Here is a 19,798-nt window from a genome sequence, read left to right as displayed (position 1 = left end):
CTTGCAATGACGAAGGAAAAGAAACAAAGGGAGCAGCGCTCCCCCTCACTGCTCTTGGCGCTGACCCCAATTATTGCTATGGCGGTGTTCATGGGGGTTGGAGCCATCTGGCTGGAACTTCCCGCTGAGCCGATGCTTATCCTGGCTGCCGTGGTAGCAGCAATCATTGCCTACATGCTCGGTCACGGTTACGATGAGATGCTCAACACCATAGCCGAGAAGATTGCTGGGATCATGCCAGCTTTGCTGATTCTAATAGTGGTGGGCATGCTTATCGGGTCCTGGATGATTGGCGGAACCATTCCGATGATGGTCTACTTCGGTCTCAAGATCGTATCGCCCCAGTACCTCTATCTGACGGCCCTGCTGGTCACGGCTATCACTTCGGTCTGCACGGGAACCTCCTGGGGTTCAGCAGGTACCATTGGCGTGGCCTTTATGGGAGTGGCGCTGGGCATGGAAGGCATCAATCCTGCCATCGTCGCTGGTGCAGTGGTTAGTGGCGCCTATTTCGGGGATAAACTTTCCCCTCTGTCCGGAGATACCAACCTGGCTGCAGCCATCACCCATGTGAATGTGTTCACGCATATGAAGCACCTGTTGTGGACAACCTTCCCCTCCCTGCTGGTGTCAGCGATAGTCATGTTTGTGGCGGGCCGTGGTGTCCAGTCCACAGGTGGCAGCGGCTTTGACAAGGTTGCCGAGATGAATAACACGCTTTCGCAGGCCTTCACCTGGAACGTGGTCATGCTGCTTATACCCCTCCTGATCATCCTGATCGGGTCTGCATGGAAGAAGCCGACCATCCCGGTCATGCTGCTCTCGTCGGTGGTCGCCATGTTCAATGCCGTCGTCATCCAACATTTCTCTGTCACCAACGCATTTAACGCGATTGTCAACGGATTCGACACCTCTATGCTTCCCAGGGGCTTCAACTTGGGTCCCGCAGCCAAGGACATCACCAGTCTGCTGAACCGGGGCGGTATGGAGAGCATGATGAGCACCCTCCTGATTGCATTCTGTGCCCTGTCCTTCGCAGGGGTGCTTTCGGCCTCCGGAGCTTTGAACAAGATCGTGGAATCCCTGCTCAAGATCAGCAAGAGCACCGGCTCATTGATTGTCGTCACCCTGCTGACCGGCATCCTGACCATATCCACCACCTGCAACGGCCAGGTCTCCCTCCTACTGCCTGGCGAGCTGCTGAGGCCTGCCTACATTCGCCGAGGTCTGCATCCCTGCAATCTTGGTCGAAGCATAGAGGATTCCGGCACCATATTCGAGCCGATCCTGCCTTGGACAGCCGCTGGCGCCTATATGGCGGCCACCTTGGGCGTACCTACGCTCTCTTATATGCCTTGGGCAATCCTCTGCTGGACCGGTGTGATTTTCGCCACCATCTGGGGATACACTGGAATCGGCATTCGCAAGCTGACACCGGATGAGCAGAAGACCATGCTCGCCGAGCTGGATAAGGAGAAGGAAGCGTAGAGCATTTTCCCTGCTATAGCTAATCAGCGCCACAACCGGGCAATGCCTGTTGTGGCGCTTTTCTTGTTGGCGGATAAAAGAGAACACGAAATAAATTGACACATGCTTATATGTAATTAGCATTGTAGGTACAAAGTCAAAAGGGGGTTGGTCACATTGGCCAGCTCTTCACTAATGGGGCAGCGCTTTTCGAAGCGGATGCCCCATTAGTTTAGCTGCGGGGGCCAATGTGGACAGTTCCAAGCGCATGTGTTTGGCTAAAAGCCTCGATTCTCAAATTGCTAATTTGCAAAACGATGGCGTCGTATTCGATATCTGTAATGAGGAATCCACTAAAGCATATCTATCTGCGAACACCTATCTGTTTAGGATTAAGCGATATGCTTCTAATTTCAATAAGAACCATGATGGGAAGTACAAGAATCTCGATTTCGCTGTACTCAAGGATTTGACGGTCATTGACTATGAACTCAGGATGGCACTGGAATATCTGGTAGCAAACGCGGAACATGATTTAAAAGTGCGATTCAATAATTTATTGATGTCAAATTCTGAGCTTGACGGTAAACGAATCGCAAAGCTGGTTGATCCACATGATTGCTTTGTATTTGATGAAAAAACTGGCTATCAAAATCAGCGCGATGGCAAGCCCGGCAAGACAGGAATCAAGCTTAAATATTCTCCTTATTCAGATGCTATGGTTCGCAAATATTTCCCTGACCCTGAAATATGGAATCTATGGGAATGCTTCAATCTGGGTGATCTAATTGATTCATACATGAAGTATCTGGAGTCATCACATCTGAGGGACAATGCTACAAAATTTTTTGGCAACTTCCGTAGATTGCGAAATGCGGTATCGCATAGTGCCCCGTTACTGTTGGATGTGGATAGAACAAACATGCAGGGCCATGTGCCTCAGACTGAGTTTGTCGATGGGTGTTTGTGCGATTTGTTCCAGATGGATAGACCTCCGGCACCTATTCCAAGTACGATTAAGAAGTCGCAACTTGTCTATGACTATTCAAGTTTCTTGTGCATGTTTCTTATAATCTGTAACAGTATGCCCATACGTCGCATAGCAGCAAAATTGATGTCAGATCTAGAACAAAGAATATGCAAGAATTATGAGCAGTATTATCAGGGGAATTCGGAGTGCATCCACTTAAGGAATACTCTTGCGTGCATTATTCGTATTTCGAGAGCGTTCTCGGCATACATTAAAGCTGAAAGAGACAAGCCGCATCAAAGCGGAAGATTGCATTTTATCCCTCAGCCTTTTCCTGTTAAGTGAATCCTGCTCAGTCACCAGTTTGAAGGAATCGCGGTTTTCCCGAAGTCGTTACTTAGCTGATCTCTTACTTGTTTAGTGCATTCTATTTGGATAATGAATCCCTTGCGTCGTTGTATCTCTGTGCACTCTTCTGGTGACAAGTTGTGTTAGAAGCTATGTGTATTGGGTTTTCATTCCTGTTATTGTGATCGGCCTTATTCAGTGGAATCAGTAATTAAAAGAATGAACCCCAAATCGCATTTCGGCGTGATAGATGTGGTTGTGCGTCATAACCAACTGGAAAATAACAAACGTGAATCTTTGCGAAAAGAGAATCAAGTCGACGAGTATCTCAGTCGAATTCTCTACGCTCTAGTTGTGGGCACAAGTCAGATACATGGCTTGCGCGGTCATATTCGTAATAGCAGTGGTTCTCACTGAGGACAAATTGTTTGCGCTGCAAGGGGTTGATCGGCGTTGAGGCTTTATGAACTGTCCTGATATTCATGAGGCTATTGGCGACGGAGGTCCAGTGTGTTTGGGAAGCAGGTCGGCAAGTTCGACGTCAAGTGCATGGGCGAAGGCGAGGATGCTGCGTAGTCCGAGGTTGGCGGGGGTGTCAGGGTTTGATCCCCGCGTTCAAGCTTCCAGTAGGTGAAGCGCGAGAGGCCCGTGTCGGCCGCGACCCCGTCCTGGGAGTATTCCTTGGCAGTGCGTGCTCTGGCGATGTTGATGCCGAGTTCTCGAGCATAGTCCTTCCGGGTCAAATCAGTGTTGTCCATATGCTCAATGCAAATAGGATGTCATGTTTGTATACATGACATGATGAGCGTAGCGGGGTATTTAGCGCAAGCTCGGTTATGCTTGAGTCGGATGAAGGGGTCCCTGCCGACAATGGCTGAGGGCCCATGGGAAGGGCAGAAGGGCAATCGTGGAGAAAACCGAGAATAGTAAAAGCAACAATTCGAGGCGCAGGCTCAGCATTGTAGCGGTCCTGGTGCTGGTGGTTGCCGTCATCTGTGGCGGGGGTCTGTGGTGGCATCGCACTGCTGTCCAGGAGCATAATCGGGCTTTTGCCTCTTATAGGGCAGCGGCCAAAACCTACAAGGTTCAGGAAAGTGAATACCACAGGTATCTGGCATCTGACGAGGTAGAGGCCGCCTCAACGGTTACGGATGACCAGGTGAGTGACGCGAAGACCGTCCATGCCTTGGCCAAGGGTGTGCAGGTTGTCAAGCCAGCCTCCGGCAGGACGACAGGGGCGAAAACCAACTTGACCGGGGATGCATCCACCAGCGAATTGAAAACAGCTGCCGATACTCTGAACGCTCAGACCTCGAAGCTCAAATCGAAATTGAAGGCTCTCAAGGGTGACGTGCTTGCTGTCACCACTTCCCAAGCACAAAAGCTGCTCTCTGATGCTATCGGGAACGGAGATAAAATTCTGGTCGATTCCGATGGCAAAGTGCCTGACGGGGACCAGACACGTAACAATCTGACCAAGGCGTTGGAGTCAGCTAAGGATGTCCTCAATGATAAGCAGTCGGTTCTTAAGGTTTTCTCTGATGCTAAGGCCGATCTGGATGCCAAGGTCAAGGCGGTGAATGACGCAGTCTCAGCCAAAGCCCAGGCGGATCAGGATGCCGCTCGGCAACGGGACGAGCGAGCACGCTCTGCTCAGGCGCAGGCCGGAAGTGCACGGGCTCCCGGTGCTTCATCATCCGGTTTGTACCCCCAGTCGAGGCGGTCGGGAAGCATGTCTGGGAATTTTCAGAACCAGCCCGGGGCCGGACGGCAGGGCAGTACAGGGAACGGTGGTGGGTCCACGTCTCCTCAGGTCCCAGGGGTCAACCCTGCGCCCACGACCCCTCAATACACTCAGGAACAGATAGACGGGGCGCACCACTACCTGTGCATAATGCAGCCCGATATCACCACTGGGTGCTGATCTGCCCGACTAGGGTAATCGCAGACTCCTTTCTGTTTGTACGGTGTCGTCCGGCGGTGGGCAATAATGCCTTCATATTGTTTCCCGACCTCAGCTGGATGATGCATTGCTCTAAGAATTGGAGCGGTTCGTCGTTTAGAATGGGCATTGCGAGGCGTTTGGCGCAAGGCTGGTTATGCCAGGTCAAGGGGCTCCTGCGGACAAATAGCTGTGGGTTCGCGGGAAGGGCAGAGGGGCAATCGTGGAGAAAGCCGAGAATAGTACTGGTAAAAATAGTACTGGTAAGAGCAGCGGTTCGAGGCGTCGGTTTATCATCATAGCTGCCTTGGTGCTGGTGGTTGCTGTCGTTTCTAGCGGGGGTTTACAGTGGCATCTTCATTCCGTGCAGGAGCATGATCGGGCCTTTGCCTCATACAAGGCAGTGGTCAGGTCCTACGAGGCACAGGACGGCGAATACCGCAAATATCTGGCATCTGACGAGGTTAAGTCCGCTTCGGCGGTTACAGATAATCAGGTCAGCGACGCTAAGACAGTCCAGATTCTGGCCAAGAGCATGCAGACCGTCAAGCCGGCCTCCGGTATGACGACAGTGGCGAAAACCAACTTGATCGGGGATGCATCCACAAGCGAATTGAAAAAAGTTACCGAAACTCTGAAGGCCCGGACTGCTGAGATGAAGTCAAAATTGAAGATTCTTAAGGGGGATGTGCTTGCTGTCACCACTTCCCAAGCACATAAGCTGCTCTCTGATGCTATTGGGAATGGGGATAAGGTCCTGGCTGATTCTGATGGCAAAGTGCCTGACGGGGACCAGACGCGCAACGACCTGGCCAAGGACTTGGACTCAGCTAAGAATATCTTCAATGACAAGAAGTCTGTCTTTAAGGCTTTCGCCAACGTCAAGGCCGATTTGGATGCCAAGGTCAAGTCGGTGAATGACGCAGTCTCAGCCAAAGCCCAGGCGGATGCCAAGGCTGTTGCAAGCGCTCCCTCTATGGTTGATAGCGGTTACGGCGCTACTGCGCGCCGGGGCGGCAACGGCTATCGAGCCCCCTCCCAGAACGGCGGCAGCAACTATTGTGCACCCTCCGGAGGAGGCGACACAACTGCCCCCAAGGGCGGCAACGGTGACAGCAGTGTTAATCGTCACCCTGCTTGGGTTGGCACAACCGATGGTTCAGATGGAGAAGCTCATTGGGAAGGTGATCATCTGATTGGCCATCAGGATTTCTAATATTCCTAATTCCTATTAAAATATCTGGTTCTCTCATAAAGCGATGGTGTTGAAACTTGTATTGAACCAAAAACTGCTTCCACAAGTAGCTTCGCTGGAAATTTTATAAAACGGCTTGGTGAGGGTGGGTATGCATTCAGTGGCACGGAGATAATAGCGAAGTCGTATCTTGCCGCATGAGCTTCGGCTTCTGACTTGCTCACTTCGCGGCATCATTACCAGCCACCCACGGTCAACGTCGATACGGTTTTCAAGAGACCTAAAAATTTACCGGTGGAGCTAGCCGGATTCGAACCGGCGACCCTCTGCTTGCAAAGCAGATGCGCTACCAGCTGCGCCATAGCCCCGTGAATGTGTAAAGAACTTCAACAGCGCAAGAATGCGTGGGCCTGGGAGGACTTGAACCTCCGACCTCATCCTTATCAGGGATGCGCTCTAACCAGCTGAGCTACAGGCCCATGCCGTGTGACCGAAGAATCACACAAATGGATAGCTTACCATAGTGTCCCCTCAAGTCAATCTCGGCGGCGTCGCGTCGCGTCTTGGCGGAAGAATGGAGGTCATGAGGCGGAAACGGCGTGCGGAACCAGTCAGGTCGGAGCAGCTGGAGGTCAGTGGTGAGACGGTTTTGGTCATCAGGAAGCGGATCGCCAACGTCTATCTGCGGGTCAAGCCGCCTGACGGCCATCTGGAAGTGACGGCGCCTCTAAAGCTGGACGATGACCAGATTCGTGCCTTTATCGACGGCAAGCGCCGCTGGATCGCAACCACTAGAGAACGTCTGGCCCGTTCGCGTGATGTCTATGCCCAACCCGGAGCCGATGGTCAGTTGCAGTCAGGACGATCCGAGGCCGAAGCCAAAAGAATTCTCCACGAGAGGCTGCCGACTCTGCTTGATCGGTGGGTCCCCGTGGTGGGTCGTCGGCCCGAGCGCATCAGTCTGCGGAAGATGAAAACCCGCTGGGGCTCCTGCACCCCCGCCACTGCCAGCATCCGGCTCAACACCGACCTGGCTTGGCTGGATCCGGATCTGCTGGAGTATGTGCTGGTTCACGAGCTGACCCACCTCTACGAGCATGGTCACGGTCCCGGCTTCCGTGCGAGGATGGATCGCTATATGCCCGACTGGACTGAGCGCCGTCGTCGACTCAGCCGCTACCTGGCTCTGTGACTACAGAAGCTTAGATATCGGCAGCTATGACTTCGAGAGCCATGAATTCCGGAGCAATCAACTCCACGTGATTTCTGAATTTGTGCAATGCAAGCTTGTAAATTACGAACCTGTGGCATAATCCGTGCGGATGATTTCGCGTCCGAACCTCTGCTGTGTCTTTTGGAGCGAAGTCGGATTGGTTTTTGATGCGTTCTGTCTGTGCAGATCTAGCCTGCCTATGCGGTCTGATTCAGACCGAACTGACTGTGAGCTGTTCTGACTCAGCTGATCTGCATTTGATTCGTGCTGACTCTACCCGAGGCTGGTTTAACGCACCACATTTGTCATCGAAGACCGACGGGAGACTGCCGCAGTCTATGATGGTGCGCTAGCGTTGAGGAAGAAGGGCGATCCTGCAGCAGCTAGGCAGGCTCCCTGCGAACCGGAGGCAAGCGTGGAGTCAATCCGGGGGAATAGATCATGAAGGAGCGGATGAGATGGCGGAATCCAAGAAAACAATCAAGCGTGCCGTGGTGACCGGCGCCTCCAGCGGCATCGGCCAGGCCAGTGCTCGGGCCTTGGTGGACAAGGGCTGGAAGGTGGTCGGCCTGGCCCGGCGCGAGGACAAGCTCAAGGCTCTGGCCGACCAGCTGGGTCAGAACTTCACCTATGAGGTCTGCGATGTGACCGACGAGGACTCCACCCAGGCGGCCGTCGATGCCGTGCTCAAGGACGGTCCAGTCAAAGCTCTGGTCAATTGCGCCGGTGCGGCCTTCGGCAAGGACTCGGTGGCTACCTCCAGCTTGGACGATTGGCGCGGCATGTACGAGCTGAACGTCATCGGCACTCTGCGGGTCATCCAGAAGCTGCTTCCGGCCCTGAAGGAGTCGGAGGGCACGGTCCTGGTCATCTCCTCGACGGCAGGCATCGAGCCCTACGAGGGCGGTGGCGGATACTGCGCCTCCAAGGCGGCGGAACGGGTCATGGCCCGTATTCTGCGGCTGGAGCTGATTGGCCAGCCGGTGCGCGTGGTAGACATCGCCCCGGGACTGGTTCACACTGATGAGTTCTCCCTGAAGCGGTTCGGCGGGGATAGCGACAGGGCCGATGCGGTCTACGCCGGAGTGCCCGACCCGCTGACAGCCGATGACATCGCCGGATGCGTCACCTGGGCTCTGGAGCAGCCCGACACTGTGGACATCGACCAAATCGTGGTCCGTCCCCGTGCCGAGGGCTCCTACACCAAGCTTTACCGTCGCAGCTGAGCCTGGTAAGGGATTGATTCTGTCAAAACTGATTTTGTCAAAACCGAGTTTGGCAGGTTGGTTCCGGCGGGAACCGGGTCTGGCAGAGGTTGGGTCTTGGCAGCTAAGCCTATGCGTGCCTGGCGGAACGTAGTCGACCGGGGATAGTGCCCACGGCCACGACGAGCACGGACAGGACCGACCCTGCCAGCACGCCCAGTAGGGCTGACTCCAGATGCGGGGAACCAGCGAAGGCCAAGTTGGCGATCAGGAAGGACATGGTGAAGCCGATTCCGCAGAGCTGGCAGAGGCCAATCATGTTTCCGGTCGTGGAGCCGGCAGGCCGCTGCAGCCCCAGATGACTTGCCAGGTTCACCATGGTCATAATTCCCAAGGGTTTGCCCAAGGCCAGACCAAGCGTGGCCCCCCAAAAGACCCGGTCCGTCAGCAGTCCGGGTCCCAGCTGATCCAGGGAGATGGACAGCGAGAAGAAGGCGAACACGGGCAGGACCACCAGGGCGCTCAAGGGTGTCAGCAGGCGATCCAACAGTTCAGCAGGCGATGATGCTTGGATGTGGCTCGGTCCAATCCCTGTTGTCTCGGTTCCAGCTGGATTGGCCCCAGTAGATTCTGTTCCGGATGGTTCAGCCTCGCGTGACCTGGTGACAGGGGTCAATAGGCCCATCGCCACTCCCGCCAACACCGGGTGGATCCCAGCCTTGAAGAGGCCGTACCAGGCCAGCAGTCCGCCGGTAAGGGCACCCAGCAGGAACAGCGGCATCAAAGGTCGCCAGAGCCGTGAGGAACGGCTCCCCGCTCGGATCAGCAGGGCCCAGACCACAAGGCCGGCCAGGCAGACAAGTAGCCAGTTCGGTTGTCCCAAGCTGGAGTAGCCAAGTGCGATCAGCAGGACGCCGATCAGATCGTCGAAGATGGCCAGGGTCATCAAAAACGCCTGCAGGGCGGGTCCGGCCTTGGGCAGGAGCAGTTGCAGAGCCGCTAGGGAGAAAGCTACATCGGTGGCCGTTGGGACAGCCCAGCCACGCAAACCGGCAGGGGAGCCGAGGTTGAACAGGCAGTAGATCAGAATCGGAACGGCTACGCCGCCCAAAGCGGCCAGCATGGGCAGCAGGACCTGTTTGTGGTTGCGCAGAGTGCCCGTGGCAGCCTCCTGGCGCAGGTCAAGACCCATGGTCAGGAAGAATATGGTCAGCAGCCCGTCCTGTATCCAGTCCTTGAGAGACAGGTTCAGTCCACCGGGTAGATCCAGAGGAATCCAAGCGGCAAGAGCATTCAGCCCCGGCCCGGTCTCTGGCAGATTGGCCAGGATCAGCCCGGCCAAGGCACAGGCCATCATGAATAGCCCGGTGATTCGATCGTTTTCAGTCAGCGACGACAGGGCAGTGAAGAAGTTTGAAAGATGGAGTCGTCTGTGCCGGTCCCTGTCAGATCCGCCCTGCCCACGCTGAGGATTTGATGGTTGGGCATTCGATGGCCTGGAATCTGACGGTCCGGAATTCAGTTGGGGGTCTGAGGGTTGGGGGCCCGACTGCCTTGGATTGAACAGTTTAGGATTCTGTTGCGAATTCGAATCGTCGTAAACTTGACGCCGTGGATTAACTGGGAATGCTGGGAATGTGGACGTGGGCGGCATGATGCTCCTGGTCGGGCGGATAGGGTTCGGTCTTCCTTGGCCGACCAGTCTTCCCGGCGTGAGGCGGCGCCCGGCCGTCTCCCAATCGTCAATTCTATCCTGAAGCGCAGAGTCTATCTCGGTCAGAGAAAATGCCAGCGGCCCCGCACCTTTCACGATGCAGTGCCGCTGGCATATCGCCTATCGGAGCGGCGATGAGCTCTCAGAACTCAGAAACCGAGTAACTCAGTAATTCAGAACAGGTGGCTGCGCATGAACCACTGGAAGTGCTCCAGCTCCTGCACATGGTCCTGCACGATGTTGGAGCTGATGGCGTCCAGGTCGTCCAGCTCCTTGATGGCCTCACGGTCGCGCTTGATGAAGGTGGTGTAGTAGGTGTCCAGGGCCTTCAGGTAGTCCAGGGCATCCTGACGCCCGGTCATGGTGATGCCATCCCAGTCGCGGTTCTTCATGATGTCGTCAGGGCGCCCGGCGGGGGAGCCGCCCAGGGTGGCGATGCGCTCGGCGGTCTCGTCGGCCATGTTCAGCACCGAATCGACCTCGGGGTCCATCATCTCATGAATGCCGATGAATTCCTTGCCCTTCATGTTCCAATGGGCGTGCTTGAGGATCAGGGCAGTCTCCTGTTCCTGGCTCAGACGGCTCTGCAGGATGGCGACGACCTTCTCGCTGGTCGCTTCGTCGAGTCCCGGTACGGTAAAGTTCAATGCCATAATCGCTCCTTAAATATGAAATTATGCCTGCGGTCGGGTCAGTCCGGCCTTGTATCTCCAGACTAGAGGAAAAAGCAAGGAAACGCTTGGATTTTGCGGGAATCAACCAGTGAAATCATTCACGGACCATCGGCTACGCTGATAGTCATTTTTTCTTGACTGGCGTCAGAGCGGTCACCGGCTGACTACCAGCCCAGCACTGGCTAGAGGATAGAAGGGATTCAGTTAGACGATAGCTAGGCTCTGGTCGCAGTATCGTCTCGGCCCGCCTTGGATTGTCGTCTTCCTTCCTGGCTTCGACCAACCTAGGTCGGGTTAGAGCCGGCAAAGCTATCCTCGGTCAAGTCAGTCTTGCTCAGATTAGATCCGGTCCGGTTATCCTCGGTCCGCTCCTGCTTCGGAATTCGACCTGTCTTCACCCTTGCCATCCGCGTCGGCCTCGTCATCATCGGCGACCTGGTCCTCGTCCTGCCGGCGCCTGACCTCGATGGTCTCGATGCGCCGCCCGTCCACCTTGGTCACCACCATGTCATACCCGTCGTCGGAGTGGATCACGTCGCCGACCTGCCCCATCCGCCCGGTCTGGGCCAGGAAGTAGCCGGCCAGGGTCTCGTAGGGGCCATCCTCCAGCTCGATTCCGGTCAGGTCCGCGAAGTCCTCGATGGTCATGCCGCCGTCGACCGTGGCAACCCCGTTGACGAAGGCGGTTGCCTGGGGATGGGCAGGGTTCTGCTCCTCGGGCAGGTCGTACTCGTCGCGGATGTCGCCCACCAGCTCCTCGGTCATGTCCTCCAGGGTGACGATGCCGTCGGTGCCCCCGTACTCGTCGATGACCACGGCCAGGTGGATGCCCTTCTTGCGCAGCTTCTCCAGGCTGGGCAGGAGCCTGGAGGTGCCGGGCAGGGCGATGCCGGGCCTGGTCACGTCGGCCACGGTCCTGGCCTGGGGATTGCGCACGTCCATCAGGTCGCGCACGTGGACGAAGCCCAGCACATCGTCAAAGTCGCGTCCGGTCACCGGGTAGCGCGAGTAGGGCTCGTCGTGCACGAATTCGACCGCCTCCTGCAGCGGCATGTCCCCGGCGATGAAGACCACGTCGGCCCTGGGGCGCATGACCTCGGCCACACTGGTCTCTGAGGCATCGAAGACGTCGCCTAGGATCATCCGCTCGTCCTTGCTCAGGTTGGTGTTGGAGGAGACCAGCATCCGCAGCTCGTCGTCGCTGACCTCGGTGTCGGTCTGCTGGGGGTCGAAGCCCAGGATGCGCACGATGAGGTCGGTGTTCTTGCCGATCAGCCAGATCAGTGGCCTGCACAGGGTGGTGAAGACGTCGATGGCTGGAACAACAGCCCTGGCGATGGCTTCGGTGCGCTGCATGGCGATCCGCTTGGGCACCAGCTCGGAGATGACGATTGAGCAGTAGGAGATGATCAGGGTCAGGATCACCGTGGTCAGGGTGCTGGCCAGGCCCTCATGCACGCCCCACCTGGTCAGGACGGGCACCACGTAGGGGGCGATTGATGAAGCGCCGAAGGAGGCCGAGAGGAAGCCGGTCAGCGTCACGCCGATCTGTACGGCGGAAAGAAAGGTATTGGGGTCGCGGGCGATGCGGGCCACCCGGGCGCCTCGCGCGTCCTGCTGCTCCATCTGCTCCAGCTGCGAGCCTCGCAGGGAGACCAGCGCCAGTTCAGTCCCAGAGAAGACGGAACCGAGCAGGAGGAAGAAGAGAATGAGCAGGATGTTCAGCCATAATGCCATGCCTCCAATGCTAGGGTATGGGCGCCCCATGTGCCCTATGTCACACCCCAGCGGCGAACCTCCGTCTTCCCCATACAGCGCTTCCTGACTAGCATGAAATACGGAGACAGGTTCGGCTTCAGGCCGACGTTCCCAATGCTCCCGAAAGGATTTTTTTCATGTCACAGCTTCAGCACGAATTGACTGAGTTCACCACGCAGGCCTACCAGGATAACAAGACCTTCCCGGTCTCCAAGAAGGATCTGCTGGGCCACTGGTCCCTGCTCTTCTTCTACCCTGCGGACTTCAGCTTCGTCTGCCCCACCGAGCTGGAGGATCTGGCCAGCAAGTACGAGGACTTCAAGAAGATCGGCTGCGAGATCTACTCCGTCTCCTGCGACACCGAGTTCGTCCACAAGGCCTGGCACGAGGCCAACGAGAAGATCGCCAAGGTCCAGTACCCCATGCTGGCCGATCCGACCGCAACCCTGGCCAAGGATCTGCAGACCTACAACGAGGCCGAGGGTAAGGCCGAGCGCGGCGACTTCATTCTGACTCCTGAAGGCAAGGTCGTGGCCTACGAGGTCATCTCCTCCAACGTGGGCCGCAACGCCGACGAGCTGCTGCGCCGCGTCCAGGCCTCCCAGTTCGTCTATGAGCACGGCGATCAGGTCTGCCCTGCCAAGTGGGAGCCCGGTGAGGACACCATCGAGCCCAGCCTGGATCTGGTCGGCCAGCTCTGATCCGCAGCTGCCAACATCGGGAACTCGCCGATCGGAAGCGACCAGGGCGGGTTCCCTTTTCTGTATTCACGACCAGCATCCAAAACAGCACATCCGTGCATTCCTTCGGAAGAGGCATTCATGACGGAAGACAAGAATCTTTATGACGTGGTCGTCATCGGCGGCGGCCCTGCAGGCCTGAGCGCAGGACTCTACCTGGCTCGGGCGCGGTATCGCACCCTGATCCTGGAGAAGGACGACTTCGGCGGCCAGATCACCATCACGGCCGACGTGGTCAACTACCCGGGCGTGGCCAGCACCGACGGCCGCAAGCTGACCGAGACCATGCGCCAGCAGGCCCAGAACTTCGGAGCCGAGTTCATGAGCGCCGAGGCCACAGGCATCGAGGCCCAGGGCGACATCAAGGTGGTCCACACCTCCCGGGGCGACCTGCGCACCTTCGGCATCCTGATCGCCACCGGCGCCAGCCCCCGCAAGATCGGCTTCCAGGGCGAGCAGGAGTATGCGGGCCGCGGTGTGGCCTACTGCGCCACCTGCGACGGCGAGTTCTTCACCGGGCGCGAGGTCCTGGTGGTCGGCGGCGGGTTCGCGGCCGCTGAGGAGTCGGTCTTCCTGACCAAGTACGCCACCAAGGTGACCCTGCTGGTGCGCGAGGAGGACTTCACCTGTGATGCCGCCGTGGCTGACGAGGCCCGGGACAACGACAAGATCGAGATTCACTACTCCACCGAGCTCAAAGGGGTCTCCGCAGGCCCCGGCGGGCTGGTCGAGGCCACCCTCCTGGACCGGAAGAGCGGGCAGACCACCACCTGGAAGCCCCAGGACGGCGGCACCTTCGGCGTCTTCGTCTTCGCCGGCTACGTGCCCCAGACCGGCATGCTCAAGGGCGTGGTGGATCTGGACGACCACGGTTACGTGCTGACCCACGACTACCTGGAGACCTCGGTGCCGGGCATCTACGCCGCCGGGGATCTGCGGGTCAAGAACCTGCGGCAGGTCATCACCGCCACCTCCGATGGGGCTGTAGCCGCCGTGGAGCTGGAGCGCTACGCCTCCAACATGTCGGACAAGACTGGTCTGGTGCCGCCGCGGCCCGAGGATTCCCCCTACGCCCGCTCCGAGCGTCAGGCCGAGAACTCCGCACTGGCCTCGGGTACCTCGCCCGCGCCTGTGGCCCAGGAGCACGACCAGGCCCCGGCCAAGACCTCCGGCTTCTTCGGGCCCGACATCCGCAAGCAGCTGGACATGGTCTTCGGCAAGATGACCGGAAAGCTGGAGCTGGCCCTGGATCTGGACGGCAGCCAGGTCTCCAAGGAGCTGGAGGCCTTCGTGGACGAGCTGGTCGGGCTCTCCGACGGCAAGCTGACCTCCAGGGTGGACTCCCGCACGGATGAGGACGGCAAGGATTACGATCCTGCCGGCGACCTGCCCGATGCTCGGCCCAGCGTGCGCATCTGCCGCGTGGACGATCAGGGCGTGTCCCAGCCGACCGGGTTGGCCTTCCACGGCGTGCCCAGCGGCCACGAGTTCAACTCCTTCGTCCTGGCCCTCTACAATGCGGCGGGCCCCGGCCAGCAGGTGGATCAGCCCACCTCGGACCGTATCGATGCCATCAAGGACCAGGTGGACGTGATGATGCTGGTCTCCCTGACCTGCACCATGTGCCCGACCACGGTGCTGTCCGCCCAGCGGGTGGCGGCCCAGAACGGCAAGGTGCGCGCCGAGGCCTACGACCTGGCCCACTTCCCCGAGCTGAAGGACCAGTACCAGGTCATGAGCGTCCCCTGCATCGTAATCCGCAAGGACGGCCAGGAGACCGTGGAGTTCGGCAAGAAGTCCGTTCCTGAAATGCTGGATCTGATTGGAGCCTGACCCTGGGTCCGGCCCTGAATAGAGTCTGAAAAGGCGCTGGCGTCAATGCTTTTGCGATGTGACGTCAGCGCCTCTTCTGATGTATGTCATCGGTTTGCACTAATGAAAACTATGGATATTATCCATGGTTTGATTGGTTTGCCGTATCAGCAACCGCAGGAGTGACGGATGACCAGATCCGCCTTGATCAGTTGCACGTCAGGGACCTGGTCCGGATCCAAGGCCGCATTCATGGCACAGGCGGCGATTTTATCGGTGTCCTGCTGCATGGTGGTCAGTTGAGGCCAGGTGTAGAGAGAGTCAACGGTACCGTCGAAGGAGACGATGGCCACGTCCTCGGGGATGCGCAGCCCGCGCTCATGAAGAGCCCGAAGAGCACCCATGGCCTCCATGTCGGAACCGGCGAAAATGGCCTCGGGCTGGTGGTCGCTGTCAATAAGTTCCAATGTGGCTTGGTATCCACCTTTACGTGTGAATGAAGAGTATGCTATTCGCCCCGGGAGCTTGTTCGCATCCTGATGAGCTGCGTACCACCCCTGAATTCTTGCGTCGGTTCGGTCTTCGGGAGAACCCCCGAACAGCATGTCAACGCTTTGATAACCATGGTTCAGCAGATGATTCGTCGCGGTTTTTGCCGAGCTGAACAAATCTGTCGAGACGCATTTGGCATTCGGCACTTCGTGTGGCTGATCCAGAAGCACGAAACGACTCACGCGCAAGTCCGCTGTTCTCAGCTGTACAACATTGCGAAGCGAGGACAGGAATATCGCGTCGACGTTGCGCTCTATCAGCTTGTCTATCGCAACTGTCTCCAGCTCCGGATTGTCTCGTACATTGATAAACGGTACCGTATAACCTCTGCGTGTAGCGCTGGCTTGAATATTGTCGTAGATGCTTGCATTGTATGGATTGGTCGAGTAGTTTCCAATGATGCCCAGAGTCTTTGTACGACCAGTGCGTAAGGCGCGGGCCGTTGAACTTGGCCTGTAATTAAGCATGGCAGCGGCTCTGCGCACTTTTTCCATGGTGGCTGGAGCCACTGTACGCGGGCCGTTGTTGAAAACATAGCTGACCACAGCTGTGGATACCCCTGCAAGTTTTGCCACGTCTGTTCTTGTAGCGCGCTTGCGATGGGTCTGGATATGATCGGTGATCTTCGCCATCGGAGCTTCTCTCTGTAAAAGGAGTACGAGGTAATCTTACTCCACTGTTTTATCTACACGAGTAAATAATGGACCGTAAGTTAGGCTTCGAAGCAGCTATGAAGAAATGGCGCAAACATGGGCTTTTCGCATACCTAAAGTTGAAATATACGTCAGAAAAGGTATGTTTTGACAGAAAATCTACTCGTGTATACTGAGAAGCGTCAAGTCCTTGGAGGCTTGGCAAATTGATGGAGTCGGCGATTATCCACGAAGGAGTGGTCGATGAAAAGAGTAAAGACGATGGCGATCGGCATTTGCTGTGCCTTGGCTATGACTTCTGTCGGTGCTTGCGGATCTTCTTCAGGGGGCGGAACGAAGACCATCGAGTTTATGACAATGCAAGCTTCTGGGACACAGCAGTTCAAAGCAATAGAAAAAATCGCTAAAAAATTCGAGGCAAAGAACAAGGACATAACTATCAAGCTGGATCCTGGGACCAGCAACAATGAGAACGACATCAAGGTTCGTCTGGCCGGACACAATCCTCCTGACATTTGGAATACCCATGGTTGGTCTCGAGACCGGTACAGCAAGTTCCTGGAGCCTCTGCAGAACCGTTCTTGGGCCAAACGAATGAAGCCGCTGGGTGATGACGTGTTCAAGACGTCCGACGGGAAGTTCTATGCGCTTCCGGCGGATATACAGGTTTCCGGTATCATGTACAACGAAACAGCCCTTGAAAAGGCCGGGGTGGATCCCAAGGGAATCACCTCATGGGACGAATTCGACCAAGCCTGTCAAAAGCTCAAGGATGCAGGTATAACTCCGATAATCTCTTCGGGCAAAGATACGGGTCTCAGCGCTAATCTGACCGATTACATGCTGCCAGGCATGTATAAGGATAGTGATCTTAAAGATCTCAAGAACGGGAAGTTCGATACCAAGGTTTATCAGCAACTGGCCGAAAAGGTTGCGAGCTGGACCAATAACGGTTTCTTCAATGAAGATTATGTCTCCGCGACACAGGACGATATCTCTCGTCTCATGGCCTCTGACAAGGCAGCATTCTTCTTCTACTCGAATCAGAACTCGGAGCTGATCAGAAATTACAATCATGATGTGAAACTGGGCATGATGCCTGTTCCGTCCTTGGTCGGCAAGCCTTACTTCTCAACCGGCGAGGATACGTTGACTTTCGGCGTGTCGAAGACGAGCAAGAACAAGGATGCCGCCCTGAAATTCATCGACTTCATGGCAGAGCCCGAGAATATGCAAGGCCTCGTCGATGTGAGTCTGAACGACTCAGCCCTGACCGGCGTGAATTCGGCTTTGGGCCAATTCCAGCCGACATATGATTACTGGGTTAAAGAGCAGAAAACTCCAATGGTGCCCTTCTTCGACAGGAAGTATCTGCCTAACGGAATGTTCAATACCTTGGGTAAGTCGACGGACGGCATCATAACGAAGCAACTGACCCCGCAGGCGGCTTCCGATCAGGTGAAGTCCTCGTTCAACAGCCTGTATGGCCAGAAGTAGTCCTTTCGTACCGCACAGTGCCGTAAGGACAAAGTTCCCGATGTAGTTCTTAGGCCGCCTGTGGTCTCGTTTGTCCACTGCAGGCGGCTCGGGAATCAATATCATCAAAGGCTAGGTGTTTAGCTTGAGAAGAACACAAGGAAACGCAGCAGAGCCAGGCGCTCGTCCAGATCATTCTCTCGGGAAGGGTTCTGGATCGGTGCGGGCCTCGGCGCGAATACAGAAGAGGCGCTCAAGATTCAGGGGCGCTTCCATCAACTTTTTCTACCTGCCTGCTGTACTTCTGCTGATTGTATTTATCATTTATCCGCTTATTTCCGGAATCAGGCTATCGCTCACCAACTGGGATGGCTATAGTGACGCGCAGTCTTTTGTGGGGTTGGCGAACTACAAGCAGATGCTCACTGATGCCAATTTTAAACAAATTGTTATCAACACCTTTATTTACGGGATCGGAAGCACTGCAATTCAGCAGGTTCTTGGTCTGGCACTCGCTTTGATGCTGAATAAAAGAATCAAGGGGAGAACGCTTTGGCGTGCGATAATCTATCTGCCGGCCTTGGTCGCTCCCGTAATTATGGGCATCATGTACTACTTCGTCTTCCAATATAGGCAAGGTGCTTTGAACGCCTTTTTGGGTATCTTCGGTATTCACAAAATTGCTTGGTTCAACAATGCCGGGCTGTCAGTAGCGATTGTGGTTATTGTGAACTCCATCCAATTCGTCGGCGTCTCTATGATTATTTATCTGGCAGGTTTGCAGACTATGGATCAGCAGGTAGTCGAAGCTGCCGAGGTGGATGGAGCCTATGGTTGGAAGAAATTCTGGAATATAACCCTTCCCTTGCTGGCTCCCTCTTTTACCACCAGTGTTGTGTTGAATCTCATCGGTGGGCTGAAACTGTACGACATGATCAAGGTCCTTACCGGTGGAGGCCCTGGGTACGCGACCAATTCCGTCTCGACGTATATCAGCACCGTGTATTTCGATAATCAGGCAGCCGGATATGCCTCCGCAATCGGCGTCTTCCTGTTCGTGCTGATTGCCGTAGTGACATGGCTTATCAATAAAGGCCTGGCCAAGTTGGATTGGGAGGCGTGATCATGAGTGGACGAAAATCGCCGACTATGACAGCGGCTGAACGCCAGTACCGTCGCGGGCATTGGCTTACCTATGCATTTCTTGCAGTCGTATGTCTATGCCAGATTCTCCCCTTTTACCTTGCGGTGACCACTTCGTTGAAGCCAGCGGATGATATGTCGCCTTCCTTGGTTTTCCGAACCCATGATCTTGCCTGGGACAACTGGTCAAAGGCTGTGGAAGAAGGACAGATACTGCGTTCGGTCCTTAACAGCGTTGTAGTTACAGTCGGAACTACATTGCTGGTGTGCGTTTTAGGAGCCGCAGCGGCCTATCCGCTGGCTCGCAGGCTGACTCGCTGCAACCGATTCGTCTCCGGTTTCATCCTGTCAATGATGATGATTCCTCCACTGAGCATTCTGGTGCCTTTGTACTCGTTCATGGTCAAAATTGGAGGTGTGAATAACTACTGGGGCATCATTCTTATATTGACAGCCACCAATCTGCCCCTATCAATTTTCCTGTATACAGCGTTCATCAAGGCTATACCTTCTGCAATAGATGAAGCCGGCGAAATAGATGGCGCCAACAAGTTACAGGTATTCGGACGGTTGATTCTACCAATGCTGAAACCGGTGACAGCGACAGTGGCAATTATGACGGGCTCTACGGTATGGAATGATTACGCCCTCTCCAGCTATATTCTTACCGATCCCAATTCACAGACCATTGCGCCTCGTGTAGCCTCCTTCTTCTCGGCCAACACCAATAATCTAGGTATTGCAGCAGCTGCGTCATTACTGGCTGCAGCCCCGATTGTTGTAGCCTACATGTTCCTGCAGCGGTACTTCATTGCTGGGATGGTGGCCGGAGCAGTCAAGTAGTCTATCAATCAGGAGCCGCCTGACTGCAGTGGAGCCGGCGGCTCACTGGTTCATCAAGCATCGTTGTTTTTGCACATTTGTGCCGTAGTTACC

16 protein-coding genes and 2 tRNA genes are annotated in these 19,798 nt (G+C 55.9%); 11 read left to right on the top strand and 7 right to left on the bottom strand.

Annotation, left to right across the window (positions count from 1 at the left end; genetic code table 11):
• Window positions 1-6: 6 nt before the first annotated feature.
• On the top strand, window positions 7-1,488 hold the full coding sequence (gene nhaC / locus H3T89_RS07690) for a Na+/H+ antiporter NhaC (RefSeq protein WP_198216717.1): 1,482 nt from the start codon (window positions 7-9) through the stop codon (window positions 1,486-1,488).
• 229 nt (window positions 1,489-1,717) lie between these two features.
• Window positions 1,718-2,782 (top strand): Abi family protein, encoded by a 1,065-nt coding sequence (locus H3T89_RS07685; RefSeq protein WP_198216716.1) that lies wholly within the window; start codon window positions 1,718-1,720, stop codon window positions 2,780-2,782.
• Between the two features lie 491 nt (window positions 2,783-3,273).
• Here the strand turns inward: H3T89_RS07685 and H3T89_RS07680 are convergent, their stop codons facing one another.
• Entirely contained in the window at window positions 3,274-3,543 is a 270-nt protein-coding gene (locus tag H3T89_RS07680; RefSeq protein WP_198216715.1) for a helix-turn-helix domain-containing protein, read from the bottom strand.
• A 149-nt stretch (window positions 3,544-3,692) separates the two neighbouring features.
• Between H3T89_RS07680 and H3T89_RS07675 the strand changes: the two genes are divergently transcribed.
• Window positions 3,693-4,709 (top strand): hypothetical protein, encoded by a 1,017-nt coding sequence (locus H3T89_RS07675; RefSeq protein WP_198216714.1) that lies wholly within the window; start codon window positions 3,693-3,695, stop codon window positions 4,707-4,709.
• A gap of 241 nt (window positions 4,710-4,950) precedes the next feature.
• Window positions 4,951-5,943 carry a hypothetical protein gene (locus H3T89_RS07670; protein WP_198216713.1) on the top strand — a complete coding sequence of 331 codons (993 nt, stop codon included), beginning with the start codon at window positions 4,951-4,953 and terminating at the stop codon, window positions 5,941-5,943.
• Window positions 5,944-6,217: 274 nt separating this feature from the next.
• On the opposite strand, the gene H3T89_RS07665 is transcribed toward H3T89_RS07670, so the two are convergent.
• A tRNA-Ala gene (locus H3T89_RS07665) sits at window positions 6,218-6,290 on the bottom strand.
• Between the two features lie 37 nt (window positions 6,291-6,327).
• Window positions 6,328-6,401 (bottom strand) — tRNA-Ile (locus H3T89_RS07660).
• A 104-nt stretch (window positions 6,402-6,505) separates the two neighbouring features.
• Here H3T89_RS07660 and H3T89_RS07655 point away from each other — a divergent pair.
• Window positions 6,506-7,114: a M48 family metallopeptidase gene (locus tag H3T89_RS07655; protein WP_198216712.1), complete on the top strand. Its 609-nt coding sequence runs from the start codon at window positions 6,506-6,508 to the stop codon at window positions 7,112-7,114.
• 479 nt (window positions 7,115-7,593) lie between these two features.
• The gene (locus H3T89_RS07650; protein WP_198216711.1) at window positions 7,594-8,361 is read left to right on the top strand and encodes an SDR family oxidoreductase; all 768 of its coding nucleotides are present in this window, start codon (window positions 7,594-7,596) and stop codon (window positions 8,359-8,361) included.
• Window positions 8,362-8,470: 109 nt separating this feature from the next.
• On the opposite strand, the gene H3T89_RS07645 is transcribed toward H3T89_RS07650, so the two are convergent.
• From H3T89_RS07645 to H3T89_RS07635, 3 genes are all read right to left on the bottom strand, one after another.
• Window positions 8,471-9,994 (bottom strand): Na+/H+ antiporter NhaA, encoded by a 1,524-nt coding sequence (locus H3T89_RS07645; RefSeq protein ID WP_269749222.1) that lies wholly within the window; start codon window positions 9,992-9,994, stop codon window positions 8,471-8,473.
• A 233-nt stretch (window positions 9,995-10,227) separates the two neighbouring features.
• A complete protein-coding gene (locus H3T89_RS07640) occupies window positions 10,228-10,707 on the bottom strand; it encodes a Dps family protein (protein ID WP_198216709.1) in 480 nt (159 codons plus the stop codon).
• 375 nt (window positions 10,708-11,082) lie between these two features.
• Window positions 11,083-12,465: a hemolysin family protein gene (locus tag H3T89_RS07635; RefSeq protein WP_198216708.1), complete on the bottom strand. Its 1,383-nt coding sequence runs from the start codon at window positions 12,463-12,465 to the stop codon at window positions 11,083-11,085.
• 158 nt (window positions 12,466-12,623) lie between these two features.
• Here H3T89_RS07635 and H3T89_RS07630 point away from each other — a divergent pair, with 158 nt between their 5' ends.
• On the top strand, window positions 12,624-13,187 hold the full coding sequence (locus H3T89_RS07630; RefSeq protein ID WP_015021096.1) for a peroxiredoxin: 564 nt from the start codon (window positions 12,624-12,626) through the stop codon (window positions 13,185-13,187).
• Between the two features lie 120 nt (window positions 13,188-13,307).
• Window positions 13,308-15,059, top strand: coding sequence for an FAD-dependent oxidoreductase (locus H3T89_RS07625; RefSeq protein ID WP_198216707.1), 1,752 nt, complete (start codon window positions 13,308-13,310; stop codon window positions 15,057-15,059).
• A gap of 146 nt (window positions 15,060-15,205) precedes the next feature.
• Here H3T89_RS07625 and H3T89_RS07620 read toward each other — a convergent pair whose 3' ends face one another.
• Window positions 15,206-16,222, bottom strand: coding sequence for a LacI family DNA-binding transcriptional regulator (locus tag H3T89_RS07620; RefSeq protein ID WP_015021098.1), 1,017 nt, complete (start codon window positions 16,220-16,222; stop codon window positions 15,206-15,208).
• A gap of 264 nt (window positions 16,223-16,486) precedes the next feature.
• Between H3T89_RS07620 and H3T89_RS07615 the strand changes: the two genes are divergently transcribed.
• The 3 genes from H3T89_RS07615 (at window position 16,487) to H3T89_RS07605 (ending at window position 19,705) form a co-directional block, all read left to right on the top strand.
• Entirely contained in the window at window positions 16,487-17,740 is a 1,254-nt protein-coding gene (locus H3T89_RS07615) for an ABC transporter substrate-binding protein (RefSeq protein WP_015021099.1), read from the top strand.
• 124 nt (window positions 17,741-17,864) lie between these two features.
• Entirely contained in the window at window positions 17,865-18,842 is a 978-nt protein-coding gene (locus H3T89_RS07610; RefSeq protein WP_198204127.1) for a carbohydrate ABC transporter permease, read from the top strand.
• A 2-nt stretch (window positions 18,843-18,844) separates the two neighbouring features.
• A complete protein-coding gene (locus H3T89_RS07605) occupies window positions 18,845-19,705 on the top strand; it encodes a carbohydrate ABC transporter permease (RefSeq protein ID WP_015021101.1) in 861 nt (286 codons plus the stop codon).
• The last annotated feature ends 93 nt before the right edge of the window (window positions 19,706-19,798 follow it).

Source organism: Bifidobacterium sp. W8114, from assembly GCF_016101165.1.
GTDB classification, from domain to species: domain Bacteria; phylum Actinomycetota; class Actinomycetes; order Actinomycetales; family Bifidobacteriaceae; genus Bombiscardovia; species Bombiscardovia asteroides.
Note: the sequence above shows the minus strand (reverse complement) of the source record. Positions and strands in the feature narration are given on the sequence as shown.